This window comes from Kitasatospora sp. NPDC093558 (assembly GCF_040683475.1).
In the GTDB taxonomy this organism is placed as follows: Bacteria; Actinomycetota; Actinomycetes; order Streptomycetales; family Streptomycetaceae; genus Kitasatospora.
This window is the reverse complement of record NZ_JBFBDY010000123.1, coordinates 1-16,229: the sequence shown is the minus strand read 5'-3', so window position 1 is coordinate 16,229 and position 16,229 is coordinate 1. Positions and strand designations below refer to the sequence as shown.

13 protein-coding genes are annotated in these 16,229 nt (G+C 73.2%); all 13 read right to left on the bottom strand.

The features are described from left to right. Positions 1-507: 507 nt before the first annotated feature. Positions 508-3,648, bottom strand: coding sequence for an AAA family ATPase (locus AB0O00_RS15100; RefSeq protein WP_363651821.1), 3,141 nt, complete (start codon positions 3,646-3,648; stop codon positions 508-510). Between the two features lie 50 nt (positions 3,649-3,698). Continuing rightward, complete coding sequence (locus AB0O00_RS15095) at positions 3,699-3,857, bottom strand: hypothetical protein (RefSeq protein WP_363651819.1); 159 nt, start codon at positions 3,855-3,857, stop codon at positions 3,699-3,701. 261 nt (positions 3,858-4,118) lie between these two features. Beyond that, positions 4,119-5,630 carry an Asp-tRNA(Asn)/Glu-tRNA(Gln) amidotransferase subunit GatB gene (gene gatB, locus AB0O00_RS15090; RefSeq protein ID WP_363651817.1) on the bottom strand — a complete coding sequence of 504 codons (1,512 nt, stop codon included), beginning with the start codon at positions 5,628-5,630 and terminating at the stop codon, positions 4,119-4,121. Positions 5,631-5,726: 96 nt separating this feature from the next. Continuing rightward, positions 5,727-5,966 carry a hypothetical protein gene (locus tag AB0O00_RS15085; RefSeq protein WP_359969272.1) on the bottom strand — a complete coding sequence of 80 codons (240 nt, stop codon included), beginning with the start codon at positions 5,964-5,966 and terminating at the stop codon, positions 5,727-5,729. Further along, the gene (gatA, locus tag AB0O00_RS15080; RefSeq protein ID WP_363651814.1) at positions 5,963-7,456 is read right to left on the bottom strand and encodes an Asp-tRNA(Asn)/Glu-tRNA(Gln) amidotransferase subunit GatA; all 1,494 of its coding nucleotides are present in this window, start codon (positions 7,454-7,456) and stop codon (positions 5,963-5,965) included. The genes AB0O00_RS15085 and gatA overlap by 4 nt, the downstream gene beginning before the upstream one ends. A gap of 5 nt (positions 7,457-7,461) precedes the next feature. Further along, the gene (gene gatC, locus AB0O00_RS15075; protein WP_363651812.1) at positions 7,462-7,758 is read right to left on the bottom strand and encodes an Asp-tRNA(Asn)/Glu-tRNA(Gln) amidotransferase subunit GatC; all 297 of its coding nucleotides are present in this window, start codon (positions 7,756-7,758) and stop codon (positions 7,462-7,464) included. A 162-nt stretch (positions 7,759-7,920) separates the two neighbouring features. Then, positions 7,921-9,708, bottom strand: a complete 1,788-nt coding sequence (locus tag AB0O00_RS15070; RefSeq protein ID WP_363651810.1) for a bifunctional diguanylate cyclase/phosphodiesterase — start codon at positions 9,706-9,708, stop codon at positions 7,921-7,923. A 311-nt stretch (positions 9,709-10,019) separates the two neighbouring features. Further along, positions 10,020-12,311: an NAD-dependent DNA ligase LigA gene (gene ligA, locus AB0O00_RS15065; RefSeq protein WP_363651822.1), complete on the bottom strand. Its 2,292-nt coding sequence runs from the start codon at positions 12,309-12,311 to the stop codon at positions 10,020-10,022. A 21-nt stretch (positions 12,312-12,332) separates the two neighbouring features. Then, complete coding sequence (locus tag AB0O00_RS15060; RefSeq protein ID WP_363651808.1) at positions 12,333-13,343, bottom strand: methionine synthase; 1,011 nt, start codon at positions 13,341-13,343, stop codon at positions 12,333-12,335. 49 nt (positions 13,344-13,392) lie between these two features. Next, positions 13,393-14,082: an SDR family oxidoreductase gene (locus AB0O00_RS15055; protein WP_363651806.1), complete on the bottom strand. Its 690-nt coding sequence runs from the start codon at positions 14,080-14,082 to the stop codon at positions 13,393-13,395. Between the two features lie 13 nt (positions 14,083-14,095). Beyond that, complete coding sequence (locus tag AB0O00_RS15050; RefSeq protein WP_363651804.1) at positions 14,096-14,620, bottom strand: TIGR00730 family Rossman fold protein; 525 nt, start codon at positions 14,618-14,620, stop codon at positions 14,096-14,098. 47 nt (positions 14,621-14,667) lie between these two features. Next, the gene (mnmA, locus tag AB0O00_RS15045) at positions 14,668-15,804 is read right to left on the bottom strand and encodes a tRNA 2-thiouridine(34) synthase MnmA (protein WP_363651802.1); all 1,137 of its coding nucleotides are present in this window, start codon (positions 15,802-15,804) and stop codon (positions 14,668-14,670) included. A gap of 65 nt (positions 15,805-15,869) precedes the next feature. Further along, positions 15,870-16,229: aminotransferase class V-fold PLP-dependent enzyme (locus AB0O00_RS15040; protein WP_363651800.1), on the bottom strand; the 360-nt coding region annotated here is incomplete at its 5' end.

The following is a 16,229-nucleotide window of genomic DNA, read 5'->3' as shown; positions in this document are numbered from 1 at the left end:
CTCCAGGAGCTCGACTGGGCGCCGTTGGTGCTGTAGGCGTGGGTCAGCTCGCCGTCGGTGCCGATGGCGAAGACCTCGGTGGTCTTGTTGGTCGGCGTCCGGCCGCGGGCAGCACCGTATCGGTGGAGCTCACTTGACCTCTCCCCCTCCGGCCCGGGACCCGGCGCCCCGGCCACGGGCCACCGGCCGCGCGCCGCTTCGCCGTACGCGGTGACCTGGCGCCCCGTCAGGACGGTGGCCCAGGGGGCGGGCGGCCTTCCGGCCGCCGCACCGCACCGATGCTCCCGATCGGGACCCTACACCAATTCCGTCACTCAATGACACGCACACTGAACTTAGAGTAATGGTGGGAGGGTAGGGAAATGCACCTGATTCCGGCGGATCGGCCCGGTTGGCGGCGGCGCGCGGGCGGGGGCTCACGCGGCGCGCACGGGAGCACGCGACGGCGCCCCCGGCCCGGGAGCGGCCGGCGCGGTGGGCCGGCCGGTCCCGGGGCCGGGGCGCGGGTCACCCGCCGGCCGGGGCCAGGTCGTCCGGGAACAGCCGTAGCCGGTGGGCCAGCGCGGCCGCCTCGCCACGGCCGCCGACCGCGAGCTTGCCGAGGATGTTGGACACGTGCACGCTCGCGGTCTTCGGCGAGATGTACAGCTCCTCGGCTATCTGCCGGTTCGTCCAGCCGCGCGCGAGCAACCGGAGCACGTCCCGCTCACGGGGGGTGAGCCCGAAGGACTCCCCCGCCGGCGCGGTCTGCGCCGCTGGGGCCGCCGCGGGCGCGGCCGGGGTCAGCACCAGCCCGGCGCGGTCCGCCAGGCCCGCGATCTCGGCGACCAGCGGACGGTCTCCGCGCGCCTCGGCCAGCTCCCGCGCCTCGCGCAGGAGTTCGGCCGCCGCCTCGCGCCGCCCGGCCCGCACCTCGGCCGCGCCCGCCCGCAGCAGGGCGAGCGCCAGCGGGTGCGGCAGGGCGACCGGCCTCAGCAGCGCGACGGCGGCGGCCCACTGCTCCGGGGTGTCGGTGCCCCCGGCGCGGGCGAGTTCGCTCTCCAGCAGCCGGGCCCAGCCGTGGTGCAGCGGCGCCTTGGGGGTGAGCCCGGCGGCCGTCGCGGCGACCTCGGCCAGCACCCGGGCCCGCCCGGCCTCGGCCTCCGGCAGGCCCCGGGCGTTGGCCTCCACCGCGGCCCCCTCGAACAGCAGCGGGTACACGTCGGCCTCGTCGCCGAGCCGCTCGGCGTCCGCGAGCGCGTCGAGCAGTTCGGCGCGGGCCTCCAGCGGCCGGCCGTTCAGCCACGCGATCCGCACCGCGAGCCGGCTGATCGGCGCCGCGTGCTGGACCTGCCCGACCCGGTTGGCCTCCCGGGCCCGGGCCACGAGGACGGCCGCCTTGGGCAGGTCCCCCTTCAGCAGGGCGATCTCGCCGCGCATCCGTTCGAGGAACTCGGCGTGGACGAGGGCCGTGCCGTCCGGGTCGCAGTCGCCCAGCACCTCGACGGCCTCCGCGACGCGCCCGAGGTCGATCAGCGCCTCGGCCAGGTTGCCGGTCAGGATGCTGCCGCTGTTGCGCACCAGGCCGTAGCCGGCGGCGTGCTCCAGGCCCTCCCTGGCCATCGCGATCGCCTCCTCGGCCCGCCCGAGCCCGCGCAGCACGCTCGCGAGGTTGTTGATGCCGCGCAGCAGCACGTCCGGCGTGCCGAGCCGGCGGGAGGCGTCGACCGCGGCGCGCAGCTCGGCCAGCCCGGCCTCGGCGTCGCCCTCCAGGTCGTAGCGCAGGCCGGCGAGCGTCATCCGCGCGTGCTGCTCGACGGCGTGCGCGCCGACCTCACGGGCGATCAGGATCGCCCGCTCGGCGAGCTCGATGTGCTCGCGCCCCGGCTGCTTGAGCATCGCCACGCCGGCGCCGAGCGCGAACACCTCGGCCTGCACCGCGGACGGCGGCAGGTGGTCGACCAGCCGGTGGGCGTGCGCGATCTCGTCGTCGTCGCCCGAGCGCCGCAGGTGGCCGAGCATCCGGGCCCGGTTGATCCGGAACCAGGCCGCGCGCAGCGGGTCCACCGTCTCGTCGACGAGCTTGAGCGCCCGCTTGGCGAGGCTCAGCCCGCGCTCGCGGTCGCCGCTGCGCCGGGCGGCGACGACGGCCTCGGCGAGCACGTCGATCAGCTGGATCCGGTCGCAGTCCTCGTCCTGGGGGCTGACGTCGCAGGAGCCCGGCGGGTAGGTCTCGGCCCAGTCGTACGGGCGCAGGGTGTGCGCGAGGACGTCCTCGGAGACCATGTCCCAGAGTTCGAGGGCGCGTTCGAGCATGCGCAGCTGTTCGGCGAAGGCGTTGCGGCGCCGGGCGGCCCGGGCGGCGTCCAGGGCGGTCGGCAGGGCGCGGGCCGGATCGTGCGCGTGGTACCAGTAGTTGGCGAGCCGGGCGGGCAGGGCGTCACCGGGCACGAGGTGCGGTTCGGCCTCGACGGCGAGCGCGAACTTGCGGTTGATCCGGTGCCGTTCGCCGGGCAGCAGGTCGTCCGAGACGGCCTCGCGGACGAGCGCGTGCCGGAAGCGGTAGCCCTCGCCGTCGCCGTCCGGGCGCAGGATGTTGGCGCCGACGGCCGTCCGCAGGGCCTCGATCAGCTCCTCCTCGTCGGCCATCAGGTCCGTCAGGACGGCGGCGAGCAGGGCGTGTTCGACGTGCGAGCCGCCTTCGGCGGCGATCCGCACCACCTTCTGCGCCTCCTCGTCCAGGCTCTCCACCCGGACCAGCAGGATGTCGCGCAGCGAGTCGGTGAGGCCGGCCCCGCAGCCGTCCTCGAAGGCGGTGGCCAGTTCCTCGACGAAGAACGGGTTGCCCTCGGAGCGGCGGTGGATCCGGTCCACCAGCTGCCGGTCGGGCGCGGCGGTGCCGAGGATGCCGGCCAGCTGGGCGGCGACCTCGCCGCGGCGGAACCGCGCCAGCTCCAGCCGCTGGACGGTGCGCAGCCGGTCGAGCTCGGCGAGGAAGGGGCGCAGTGGGTGGCGGCGGTGCAGGTCGTCGGAGCGGTAGGTGGCGACCAGCAGCACCCGGGCGCGGTGCAGGGTGCGGACCAGGTAGGCGAGGAGTTCGCGGGTGGAGCGGTCGGACCAGTGCAGGTCCTCGACGGCGATCACGAGGGTACGGTCCGCGCCGAGCCGTTCGATCAGCCTCGCGGTGTGCTCGAACAGCCGGGCCCGGCCGTACTCGTCGTTCGGTTCGCCGTCGCCGTCGCCGAACTCGGGCAGCAGCCGGGCGAGATGGCCCTCGCTGCCGGCGGCCGCGGCCTCCAGCTCGGGGCCGAGCGTGCGGTGCAGGCGGCGCAGCGCGCCCGCGAGCGGCGCGTACGGGAGGCCCTCGGCGCCGATCTCCAGACAGCCGCCCAGGGTGGTGACCACTCCGGCGCCCGTACCGGCGCGGTCCAGGAACTCCTCCAGCAGGCGGGTCTTGCCGACGCCGGCCTCGCCGCCGATGAGGACGGTCTGCGGGCTGCCGGTGCCGGCCCGGCGCAGCGCGTCCGTGAGGGCGGTGATCTCGGTGCCGCGGCCGACGAAGACGGGACTGACCGACATCTGCTGCATGGAGGCGAGCATGCCATAGGCGGAGGCGGCGGGCCGAGGGGATATCTCGACCGGCGAACGCCCGGAGGGGGAGGCGCTCACTCGCACCTCCCCCTCCGAAGACTCCTCGGCACCCGACGGGTGCCGGACCGTCAGCATTCCGTCTTCCGCGCGGCGCGGCGCTGGAAGCGCGCGGCGACCGGGCGGCGGAGGCCGCGGCGGGCCTCCTTGGCCTCGCGCACCAGGCGCTGGTGCTCGGCGCGGGCCTGGAGTTCGTGGACCTGCTGCTGGATGAGCTCGTACTCGATCACGGTGTTTCCCCTTGTGGGTTTCGTTCTTCGGTCTTCCCTGTTGACTAAGAGCTTCCTCTCCCAGGGGGGTGCCCCACATCGGCAGGCTTCCCGATGTTTCGGGGCGCGGATGCCTTAGATGAGGCTCCCCGGACACGGCAAAGGCCCGGTTCCCTCCCAATGTGGGAGTGGAACCGGGCCTTAGGCCTTACTTAGGGGGCCTTAGATGCCTAAGACGCCTTAGGAACTCAGGCGGAGACGCCCAGCTTCTCCAGGCTGTGCTTACTGTCCCTCCGCGGCAAGCCGCTCCAGGATCAGGTCCTTCACGCGGGCGGCGTCCGCCTGACCGCGGGTGGCCTTCATGACCGCGCCGACGAGCGCGCCCACGGCCGCGACCTTGCCGTCACGGATCTTGGCGGCGACGGCCTCGTTCTCGGCGATGGCCTGGTCGACCGCGGCGCCGAGCGCGGAGTCGTCCGAGACGACGGCCAGGCCGCGCTTCTCGACGACCTCGTCCGGCTCGCCCTCGCCGGCCAGCACGGCCTCGATGACCTGGCGGGCCAGCTTGTCGTTCAGCTTGCCCTCGGCGACCAGCGCGGCGACCCGGGCGACCTGCGCCGGGGTGATCGGCTGCTCGCTGAGCTCGGTGCCGGTCTCGTTGGCACGGCGGGCCAGCTCGCCCATCCACCACTTGCGGGCCTGGTCGGCCGGGGCGCCGGCCGCGATGGTCTCCTGGATCGGCTCGACCGCACCGGCGTTGAGGACGGACTGCATGTCCTTGTCGGAGAGGTCCCACTCGGCCTGCAGCCGGGCCCGGCGCACGCGCGGCAGCTCCGGCAGGGCGGCGCGCAGCTCCTCGACCCACTCGCGCGAGGGGGCCACCGGCACCAGGTCCGGCTCGGGGAAGTAGCGGTAGTCCTCGGCGTTGTCCTTGATCCGGCCCGAGGTGGTGGTGCCGTTGTCCTCGTGGAAGTGGCGGGTCTCCTGGACGATGGTGCCGCCGTCGGTCAGCACGGTGGCGTGGCGCTGGATCTCGAAACGGGCGGCCCGCTCCACGCTGCGCAGCGAGTTGACGTTCTTGGTCTCCGAGCGGGTGCCGAAGGTCTCGGTGCCGTTCGGGCGCAGCGACAGGTTGACGTCGCAGCGCATCTGGCCCTTGTCCATCCGGGCCTCGGAGACGCCCAGGGAGCGGATGACCTCGCGCAGCTCGGCGACGTACGCCTTGGCGACCTCGGGGGCGCGCTCACCGGCGCCTTCGATCGGCTTGGTGACGATCTCGATCAGCGGGATGCCGGCCCGGTTGTAGTCGAGCAGCGAGTGGGTGGCGCCGTGGATGCGGCCGGTCGCGCCACCGACGTGGCTGGACTTGCCGGTGTCCTCCTCCATGTGGGCGCGCTCGATCTCCACGCGGAAGGTCGAGCCGTCCTCCAGCTGCACGTCGAGGTAGCCGTTGAAGGCGATCGGCTCGTCGTACTGCGAGGTCTGGAAGTTCTTGGGCATGTCCGGGTAGAAGTAGTTCTTCCGCGCGAACCGGCACCACTCGGCGATCTCGCAGTTGAGCGCCAGGCCGATCTTGACCGCCGACTCCACGCCGATCGCGTTGACCACCGGCAGCGAGCCCGGCAGGCCCAGGCAGGTCGGGCAGGTCTGGCTGTTCGGCTCGGCGCCCAGCTCGGTCGAGCAACCGCAGAACATCTTGGTCTTGGTACCGAGCTCGACGTGGACCTCAAGGCCCATCACCGGGTCGTACGACGCGAGAGCGTCCTCGTAGGAGACCAGGTTCATGACGCTCACAGCGTCCCTTCTCACTTAAGACTTGGGAGGTACGGGCCCGGCCACCGCTCGCGCGGGGCCGGGCCTGGGCGCTCGGCCACTTTTCGAAGACGGGCCCTAGCCCAGCAGCACGTCGTCGGAGGCGAGCTGCCGCAGCTCGCGCACCAGCAGGGCGGTGCCGGTGATCAGCGCGGCGGCGCCGACCAGGGCGTTGACCAGCTTCAGGGTGTCGCTCTCCTCGCGGGCCTTGCGGACGTCCTTGACCACCGAGATCGCGCCGAAGGCGCTGGTGCCGATGGACAGCCACAGACCGGGCTTGGTGTGCTTGAAGCCCTTCGCCTTTTCGATCTTGCTCACAGTGCCGGTGCCTCCTCCAGCAGGGTGTGCCCCCACTTGTCGTTGAGTGCGGCCTCCACGGCGCCGCCCACGCGGTACAGGCGGTCGTCCGCCATCGCGGGCGCGATGATCTGCAGGCCGACCGGGAGATTGTCCTCCGGGGCCAGGCCGACCGGCAGCGACATGGCCGCGTTGCCCGCCAGGTTGGACGGAATCGTGCACAGGTCGGCCAGGTACATCGCCATCGGGTCGTCGGCGCGCTCGCCGATCGGGAAGGCGGTGGTCGGCGTGGTCGGCGAGACCAGGACATCTACCGCGGCGAAAGCCTCATCAAAGGAGCGCGAGATGAGAGTGCGGACCTTCTGCGCCGAGCCGTAGTAGGCGTCGTAGTAGCCCGAGGAGAGGGCGTAGGTGCCCAGGATGATGCGGCGCTTGACCTCGTCGCCGAAGCCGGCCTCGCGGGTCAGCGCGGTGACCTCCTCGGCCGAGCGGCTGCCGTCGTCGCCGACCCGCAGGCCGTAGCGCATCGCGTCGAAGCGGGCCAGGTTGGAGGAGCACTCCGACGGCGCGATCAGGTAGTACGCCGGCAGCGCCAGGGTGAAGGACGGGCAGGACACCTCGACGACCTCGGCACCCAGCTCGCGCAGGAGCTCCACCGACTCGTTGAAGCGCTGCATGACGCCGGCCTGGTAGCCCTCGCCGGCGAACTCCTTGACGACGCCGATGCGCATGCCGCGCACGTCGCGCAGCTTCGCGGCCTCGACGACGGCCGGCACCGGCGCGTCGATGGAGGTGGAGTCCAGCGGGTCGTGCCCGGCGATGGCCTCGTGCAGCAGCGCCGCGTCCAGCACGGTGCGGGCGCACGGGCCGCCCTGGTCCAGCGAGGACGAGAACGCGACCAGGCCGTAGCGGGAGACCGCGCCGTAGGTCGGCTTGACGCCGACGGTGCCGGTGACGGCGCCCGGCTGGCGGATCGAGCCGCCGGTGTCGGTGCCGATCGCCAGCGGGGCCTCGAAGGCGGCCAGCGCCGCGGCCGAGCCGCCGCCGGAGCCGCCGGGGATGCGGGAGAGGTCCCACGGGTTGCCGGTCGGGCCGTAGGCGGAGTTCTCGGTGGAGGAGCCCATCGCGAACTCGTCCATGTTGGTCTTGCCGAGGATGACGACGCCGGCGTCCTTGAGACGCGAGGTCAGCGTGGCGTCGTACGGCGGGATCCAGCCCTCGAGCATCTTCGAGCCACAGGTGGTCGGGATGCCCTTGGTGGTGAAGACGTCCTTCAGCGCGAGCGGGACGCCGGCCAGCGGGCCCAGCTCCTCGCCGCGGGCGCGCTTGTCGTCGACCGCCTTGGCGGCGCTGAGCGCGCCCTCGGTGTCGACGTGCAGGAAGGCGTTGACCTTCTTGTCGACCGCGTCGATGCGGTCCAGGTGCGCCTGCGCGACCTCGACGGCGGACACCTCGCCGGTGGCGATGGCGGCGGCGGTCTCGGCGGCCGTGTAACGGATAAGGTCGGTCATCTCGGTCAGTCCTCCCCGAGGATCTGCGGCACACGGAAACGCTGCTCCTCGGCGGCGGGCGCGCACGCGAGCGCCTGCTCCGGAGTGAGCGACGGCCGCACCTCGTCCGCCCGCATGACGTTGGTCAGCGGGAGCGGGTGGGAGGTCGGCGGGACGTCCTGTCCGGCGACCTCGGAAACGCGGGCGACCGCGCCGATGATCACGTCGAGCTGCTCGGCGAAGTGGTCCAGCTCTTCGGGCTTCAGCTCAAGACGCGACAGCCGGGCGAGGTGGGCGACCTCCTCGCGCGTGATGCCAGGCATGCAGCGATCCTCAGGGTGAGTTCTGGTGAGACCCGGCGCTGCTTCAGCGGTGCCGGGCCCGGGCAGGAGCAGCCGGCTCGGCGCTCCCGTCCTCGTGGTCTTTGGACCCCATCCTATGGGGCCCGGCCCGGCCACCGGCCAACGAGTAACCGGCGGCGGCGGTTACTGCGGCCTGGTCCGGGCCCAACTCTGCGTCCCCGGCGCCTTGATCTCCATCTGCGCGGCCTGCGCGGCCTGCACGACGGGGGGCAGAACGGGTGGCAGGACCGGCGGGAGCGTCGGCGGCAGGACCGGCGGCATCGCGGGCTTCCCGCCCGGGACCTTCTGGACGGCCGGCTTGATGACGGGCGGCAGCGTGGCGGCCAGCCGCTCCACGGTCGGGCTGCCGGTGCGGTGCACCCGCAGCCAGGCGGTGGCCTGTTCCGGCGGCAGCGCGGCCGACACCAGCCAGCCCTGCACCGCGTCCACCCCCATGCAGTGCAGCCGCTCCCAGGTCTCGTCGTCCTCGACGCCCTCGGCGACCACGGTCAGCCCCAGCGAGTGCGCGAGCTCCACCGAGCAGCGCACCACCGCCGCGTCGTGGTCGTCGGCGACCATCCGCGAGACGAAGGAGCGGTCGATCTTCAGCTCGCCGACCGGCAGGCTGCGCAGCCGCACCAGCGAGGAGTGCCCGGTGCCGAAGTCGTCCAGCGACATCCCGACGCCGTAGCCGCGCAGCTCGGCGAGGGTGTCGGCGGCCCGCCGGGAGTCGTCCAGCAGGAGCCGCTCGGTGATCTCCAGCTGGAGCGCGTGGGCCGGCACCTGGTGGCGCACCAGGTGCCCCGCGACGCGCTGCGCGAAGCCGGGGTTGAGCACGTCGCGCGGCGAGACGTTCACCGCGACCTGCACCTGGAGGCCCTGGTCGCGCCAGTACGCGAGCTGGCCGACCGCCGCCTCCAGCACGTAGTCGGTCAGCCGCGGCATCAGCCCGCTGGACTCGGCGAGCCCGACGAACTCGTCCGGCGACACCCGGCCCTGGCCCGGCCGCTCCCAGCGCAGCAGCGCCTCCAGGCCCACCACCCGGCCGTCGAAGGCCACCTTCGGCTGGTAGTGCAGCTGCACCTCGCCGGTCTCCAGCGCGCGGCGCAGGTCCCCGAGGAGCCCGATCCGGTACGGGGTGTCGGCGTCCTGCGTCTCGTCGTACTGCTCGACGCCGCTGCGCCCGCGCTGGGCGTGGCCCATCGCGACGTCGGCGCGGCGCAGCAGCGACTCGGCGTCCTGCGCGTGCTGCGGGAACACGCAGACGCCCGCGCTGGCCTCCAGGACGAGCAGCAGCCCGTCCAGCCGGATCGGGGCGGCGAGTTCGGCGATCAGCGCCTTGGCGACGCGCTCCAGGCAGTCCGGGTAGTTGATGCCGGGCAGGAGGACGGCGAACTCGTCGCCGCCCATCCGGGCCACCATGGGGCGGCCGCGGCGGTAGTGCCGGGGCAGGCCGGCGAAGACGTCGTCGATGCACTCGCGGGTGGGGCTGCCGGCCACGCCGCCGGAGCGCAGCGCGCGGTGCAGCCGGCGGGCGATGTGCACGAGGAGCCGGTCACCGGCGGTGTGACCGAGGGTGTCGTTGAGTGATCGAAAGCGATCGAGGTCGAGCAGTATGAGACCGACGCTGTAGCCCTGTTCGTGCTCGGCGATCGCCTCCTGGGCGGCCAGCAGCAGGGCCTGACGGTTGGGCAGGTCCGTCAGCGGGTCGGTCAGCTGGTCGCGGGCGCGGTCCCGGGCGATCCGCCACGCCGCGACCAGGACGGCCAGCGGCACCGCGAACAGCGGCAACAGCTCGGGTTCGTACCGGTAGACCAGGACGGCCAGCGGGATGAGCGGCGCGGCTCCGGCCAGCAGCACGCCGAGCAGCAGGACCGCACCCGCCACCCCCTGCGGCGGGCGTGTGGGCGCGCCGCCGGTCGTACGATCCATAAGCCCTGTCCTCCGTCGGGCCCGCCCCGTCAGGCCGCCTTACGGTGAGGCACCGTGCCGGTACCGACTGCTGGCGGGCATGGAGCGACCCCGCGGAGTACCGGCTCAGCCGGTGCCCCCACCCCTGCTGACACTCTGTTGCGCTCCAGGGTATGCCGGGGTCCACCCGGTGGGCAGACTTTCGGACAACCGGAAACGCGCCACCGTGCCCGGGTGTCGCTCAGGGACACTGTGCCCGCTTTCACTGAGCGGCACCCGGTGACGTTGCATCAGGACGATAACAAGACGGAATCGGCCACGCGCGGCTCGGGTCAGCCTTCGGCGGGGGCCTCCGCGGGGGTCTCCTCAGGGGCGTCCTCAGGGGTGTCGAGGCCCAGGTGGGCGCGAGCGGCGGCGGGCCCGTCGGCGAGCAGGACGGCGAAGCCGGCGTCGTCGAGGACGGGCAGTCCGAGCTGAACGGCCTTGTCGTACTTGGACCCCGGGTTGTCGCCGACGACCACGAAGTGGGTCTTCTTCGAAACCGAACCGGTCACCTTCGCTCCACGCGAGGTCAGCGCCTCCTTGGCGCCGTCCCGGGTGTGCCCGGCCAGCGTGCCGGTGACCACCACGGTCAGGCCCTCCAGCGGGCGCTCCGCCTCCTCCTCGTCCGCGGGCTCCTCGACGAAGCGGACGCCGGCCGCGCGCCACTTCTCCAGGATCTCGCGGTGCCACTCCTCCTCGTACCACTCCTTGATCGAGCGGGCGATGGTCGGGCCCACGCCCTCGGCGGCGGCCAGTTCCTCCTCGGTGGCCGAGAAGATCCGGTCGAGATCGCGGAACTCCCGCGCCAGCTCCTGCGCCGCGACCGGGCCGACGTGCCGGATCGACAGGCCGTTCAGGAAGCGCCAGAGCGGGCGGTCCTTGGCCTTCTCCAGGTTCTCCAGGAGCACTTCGGTGTTCTTCTTGGGCTGGCCCTTGAGGTTCGCGAAGAAGAACACCTCCTTCTCCTCGCCCGTGACGTCGTCCAGCTTGGGCATACCGGTCTTCTGGTCGCGGACCAGCACCTTGATCGGCAGCAGCTGCTCGACCGTCAGGCCGAAGACGTCACCCTCGTTGCGCACCGGCGCCTCGGCCGGCTCCAGCGGCTGGGTCAGCGCCGTGGCCGCGACGTAGCCGAGGCCCTCGACGTCCAGGCAGGACCGCCCGCCGAGGAAGGCGATCCGCTCGCGGATCTGGGCCGGGCAGTGCTGTGCGTTCGGGCAGCGCAGGTCGATGTCCCCCTCGGCCATCGGGCGCAGCACGGCGGCGCACTCCGGGCAGTGCGAGGGCATCACGAAGGCCTGCTCGGTGCCGTCCCGCAGGTCGTAGACCGGGCCGAGGATCTCGGGGATGACGTCACCGGCCTTGCGCAGCACGACGGTGTCGCCGAGCAGGACGTCCTTGGCCTTGACGATCTCCTGGTTGTGCAGCGTCGCGTACTGCACCATCGAACCGGCCACCTTCACCGGCTCCGCGAGCACCGCGAACGGCGTGGCCCGGCCGGTGCGGCCGACGCCGACCCGGATCTCCGCCAGCTTGCCGGTGACCTCCTCCGGCGGGTACTTCCACGCGATCGCCCAGCGCGGCGACTTGGAGGTGGCGCCGAGGCGGCCCTGGAGGGCGATCTCGTCCACCTTGACGACCACGCCGTCGATCTCGTGCTCGACCGAGTGCCGCTGCTCGCCGAAGTGCTTGATGAACGCCCGCACCTCGTCGAGCGTCCCGACCACCTTGTTGTGCCGGGCGGTGGGCAGGCCCCAGCCGCGCAGCAGCTCGTACGCGTGCGACTGGTCGTCGATGTCGAAGCCGACCCGGGCGCCGATGCCGTGCACCACCATGTGCAGCGGGCGGGAGGCGGTGACCAGCGGGTCCTTCTGGCGCAGCGAACCGGCGGCGGCGTTGCGGGGGTTCATGAACAGCCGGATCAGCGCCCGGGGCCGCTTGCCCTCCTTGGCGCGCTCCTCGTTCTCCTGGCGGCGGCGCTCGTTCTCCTCCGCGAACGAGGCGTTGAGCGCGTCGAAGGCCTCGGTCGGGAAGTAGACCTCGCCGCGGATCTCCACCAGCTCGGGGACGTTCTCACCCTTGAGCTGGTGCGGGATCTCCTTGATGGTGCGGACGTTCGGGGTGATGTCCTCGCCGACCCGGCCGTCGCCGCGGGTCGCGGCCTGCACCAACTGGCCGTTCTCGTAGGTGAGGTTGACGGCCAGGCCGTCCACCTTGAGCTCGCACAGGTAGTGGTAGTCGATGCCGGCCAGCTCGCCGGCGACGCGCTCGGCCCAGGCGGCGAGCTCGTCGTCGTCCATCGCGTTGTCGAGGCTGAGCAGGCGCTCGCGGTGCTCGACCGCGGCGAACAGCTCGGTGGGGGCGCCGCCGACCTTCTGGGACGGCGAGTCCGGGGTGACGAGGGCCGGGTGCTCGGCCTCCAGCGCCTCCAACTCGCGCATCAGGGCGTCGAACTCGGCGTCGGAGACGACCGGCGCGTCCTGCTCGTAGTAGCGGGCGCGGTGGTCGGTGATCTCCGCCGCCAGCTCGGCGTGCCGCCTGCGCACCTCCGCCGGGACGTCCTCCCAGCCCTCGACAGCCACCACCGCAAGCCTCCTACGTTCTCATTCCGGGTTGTCCACCAGGCTCTGCGCCGCCCGCGCCGCGAGCAGCAGCGCCTTGCGCGCGTACGCCGGGGAGGCCCCGGCCAGCCCGCAGGTCGGTGTCACGAGCACACGACGGCCCAGCAGCTCCGGGGCGAACCCGAGCCTGCGCCACAAGGTCCTGACACCCTGGACACTACCGGCCGGGTCCGACACCTCCTGGTCGGTGGAGGGGACGACACCCGCGAGGATCATCGTGCCCGCCTCGACGGCCTCGCCGAGGTCGTCGTCGGCGCGCTCGGTCAGCAGCGAGAAGTCCAGCGAGACGCCGGCCACGCCCGTCCGGCGCAGCAGCGGGATCGGCACCTCGGGCGCGCAGCAGTGCACGACGACCGGCGCGTCCAGGGCGCGGATCAGCTCGCGCAGCGCCTCCTCGGCGACCTGGCGGTCCACCGCGCGCAGCCGCTGGAAGCCGCTCGCGGTCTTCACCGCGCCGGCCAGCACGGCGGGCAGCGAGGGCTCGTCGAGCTGGAGCACCACCTCGGCTCCGGGCACCCGCTTGCGGACCTCGGCGAGGTGGCGGCGCAGGCCCTCGGTGAGCGACTCGGCGATGTCCCGGCAGGCGCCGCGGTCGGCGAGCGCCTTCTCGCCGTGCTTCAGCTCGATGCTCGCCGCGAGCGTCCACGGGCCGACGGCCTGCACCTTGAGCGGGCCCTGGTGGCCCTGGGTGAACTCCTCCAGCGCGTCCAGGTCCTCGCCGAGCCAGGAGCGGGCCCGCCGGGTGTCCCGGCCGGGGCGGTCGGCGAAGCGCCAGCCGCTCGGCTCGGTCTGCGCGAACAGCTCGGCCAGCAGGCCGGCGCTGCGGCCGATCATGTCGGCGCCCGGCCCGCGCGCGGGCAGTTCGGGGAGGAACGGCAGGTGCTCCAGGGCCCCCGTGGAGGTCCTGGCGGCCTCGCGCGCGTCGGTGCCGGGCAGCGAGCCGACACCGGTGGCGGCGCCGTACAGGTCGGGGAAGGGGTGTGGGGTGCTCACCCGTCCGAGCCTAATGCGCGGCGCCGCCGTGGCCCGCGCCGCCGTGGCTTCAGCGGCCCGGGCGGACGCTGATGTCCGTGAGCTCCGCGTCGCGGCCGGCGTCCAGGGCCGCGAGGATCGCCTTCGCGACGGAGTCCGGCTCGATCCAGCGGCCCGCGTCGTAGGACCTGCCCTCCTGCTGGTGCACCTTGACCTGCATCGCGGTGGCGGTGCGGCCGGGGTACACCGAGGTGACGCGGACGCCGCCGGCGTGCTCCTCCTCGCGCAGCGCGTCGGCGAGCGCCTTGAGGCCGTGCTTGCTCGCCGCGTACGCCGCCCAGTCGGCGCCCGCGCGCAGGCCGGCGCCGGAGTTGACGAACACGACGTGCCCCTTGGCCAGGCGCAGCGAGGGCAGCAGGAGGCGGGTCAGCTCGGCCGGGGCGACGAGGTTGACGCTGAGGGTCTCGTTCCAGACCTTGACCGGCAGGTCGCCGACCGGGCCGAGCTCGACCGTGCCCGCGACGTGCAGCAGCGAGTCCAGTTCGACCGGCAGCTCCTGGTGGCCGAGGGCCCAGGCGAGCTTGGCCGGGTCGCCCAGGTCGCCGACCAGGGTGCGGGCGCCGGGGAAGCGCTCGCGCAGTTCGGCGGCGCGGCGGGCGTCGCGGGCCAGGAGCCAGAGGTCGTCCCCGCGCCCGGCGAGGCGCCCGGCCAGGGCGGCGCCGATGCCGGAGCCGGCGCCGGTGATCAGATGTGCAGCCATGGACCCGATCCTCTCAGGCCTTGAGCTGCGCAAACACCTCGGCGGGCGTGTCGGCGAAGGCGATCAGCTCGCCGAGCGGGCGCGGCAGGAAGCCCTCGGCGTCCATCCGCTCCAGCTGGGTGCGCAGGCCCGAGTAGAACCCCGCGGTGTCGAGGACGACGACGGGCTTCTCGAACATGCCGTGCTTCTTGAGCTCCAGCACCTCGGTGACCTCGTCCAGCGTCCCCAGCCCGCCGACGAGCACGACGATGGCGTCCGCGCGGGCCGCGAGCTCGGCCTTGCGCTCGGCCAGGTCGCGGGTCATGACCAGTTCGTCGGCGCCTTCGTACCCCTTGTGCCTGAGCATCTCGACCAGCACGCCGACCAGCGTGCCGCCGGCCTCCTTCACCCCGTCGGCCAGCAGACCCATCAGCCCGGCGTTCGAGCCACCCCAGACCAGGGTGTGCCCACCCTCGCCGAGGAGCCGGGCGAACTCGGCGGCGGGGGCGGTGTAGCGGTCGTCGAGCGAGTACGCGGAGCAGAAGACGCAGATATTCATAGTGCTGTCCGGTCTATCACGCCGCCCGGGGATCGCTCACCGGGGTTTCAGGCGTGGACGGCCGGGCGCTCGGTCGTCGCGATGGTGGCGGAGCCGACCACGCGGGTGCCGTCGTACAGGACCACGGCCTGGCCGGGGGCGATGCCGCGGGCCGGGGAGTCGAGGCTCACCCGGAGTTCGCCGGACACGACGGTGGCCGAGACCGGCACCTCCTCGCCGTGCGCGCGCAGCTGGGCGGTGTAGCGCCCGTCGGCGGCCGGCTCGCCGCCGCACCAGCGCGGGCGGATCGCGGTCAGCCCGACCACGTCCAGGCCCTCGGCCGGGCCGACGGTGACGGTGTTGTTGACCGGGGAGATGTCGAGCACGTAGCGCGGCTTGCCGTCCGGTGCCGGGCGGCCGATCCGCAGGCCCTTGCGCTGGCCGATGGTGAAGCCGTACGCGCCGTCGTGCTCGCCGAGCTTGGTGCCGTCCACGTCGAGGATGTCGCCGGTCGCGGTGCCGAGGTGCTTGGCGAGGAAGCCCTGGGTGTCGCCGTCCGCGATGAAGCAGATGTCGTGGCTGTCCGGCTTCTTGGCGACGGCCAGGCCCCGGCGCTCGGCCTCCTCGCGGATGACGTCCTTGGTGGTGTCGCCGAGCGGGAACAGCGAGTGGGCCAGCTGGTCGGCGTCCAGGACGCCGAGCACGTACGACTGGTCCTTGGCGCCGTCCACGGCGCGGTGCAGCTCGCGGCGGCCGTCCGGGAGGTCGACGATCCGGGCGTAGTGGCCGGTGCAGACGGCGTCGAAGCCGAGCGCGATCGCCTTGTCCAGCAGCGCGGCGAACTTGATCTTCTCGTTGCAGCGCAGGCAGGGGTTGGGGGTGCGGCCGGCTGCGTACTCGGCGACGAAGTCGTCGATGACGTCCTCGCGGAAGCGCTCGGCGAGGTCCCACACGTAGAAGGGGATGCCGATGACGTCCGCGGCGCGGCGGGCGTCCCGGGAGTCCTCGATGGTGCAGCAGCCGCGGGCGCCGGTCCGGAAGGACTGCGGGTTCGACGACAGCGCCAGGTGGACCCCGGTCACCTCGTGCCCCGCTTCGGCGGCGCGGGCGGCGGCGACGGCGGAGTCCACCCCGCCGGACATCGCCGCGAGCACGCGCAGACGGCCAGTGGACGGAGCGGTCGGGGCACCCGGGAAGTCAGTCATGATGCAGACAAGCGTACGTGCTGCCGCCGCTCTTCCCCGAGCCGATAACCGGCTTCCCCGCTCCCCTACCGCCGGACCGCCATCGGGCCCGCGTTGCGGGCGCGTTGGACGGCGGGGGCGATCGCCTGGGCCAGGGCCTTCACGTCGTCCTGGGTGGAGGTGTGGCCGAGGGAGAACCGCAGCGACGCGCGCGCCAGCAGCGGGTCGGCGCCCATGGCCAGGAGCACGTGGCTCGGCTGCGGAACGCCCGCCGAGCACGCGGAGCCGGTCGAGCACTCGATGCCCTGGGCGTCGAGGAGCATCAGCAGGGCGTCGCCCTCGCAGCCCGGGAAGGAGAAGTGCGCGTTGGCGGGCAGCCGGCCTCCGGGGGCCGGGTCGCCGTTGAGCACCGCGTCGGGCACGGCACATCCGAAGAGCGTCGTGTA

Excerpts from the sequence above, each read along its gene's own strand:
- gatA (WP_363651814.1), bottom strand. The coding sequence starts at position 7,456 with ATGACCGACCTTATCCGTTACACGGCCGCCGAGACCGCCGCCGCCATC.
- gatC (WP_363651812.1), bottom strand. The coding sequence starts at position 7,758 with ATGCCTGGCATCACGCGCGAGGAGGTCGCCCACCTCGCCCGGCTGTCG.
- AB0O00_RS15070 (WP_363651810.1), bottom strand. The coding sequence starts at position 9,708 with ATGGATCGTACGACCGGCGGCGCGCCCACACGCCCGCCGCAGGGGGTG.
- AB0O00_RS15055 (WP_363651806.1), bottom strand. The coding sequence starts at position 14,082 with ATGGCTGCACATCTGATCACCGGCGCCGGCTCCGGCATCGGCGCCGCC.
- AB0O00_RS15050 (WP_363651804.1), bottom strand. The coding sequence starts at position 14,620 with ATGAATATCTGCGTCTTCTGCTCCGCGTACTCGCTCGACGACCGCTAC.
- mnmA (WP_363651802.1), bottom strand. The coding sequence starts at position 15,804 with ATGACTGACTTCCCGGGTGCCCCGACCGCTCCGTCCACTGGCCGTCTG.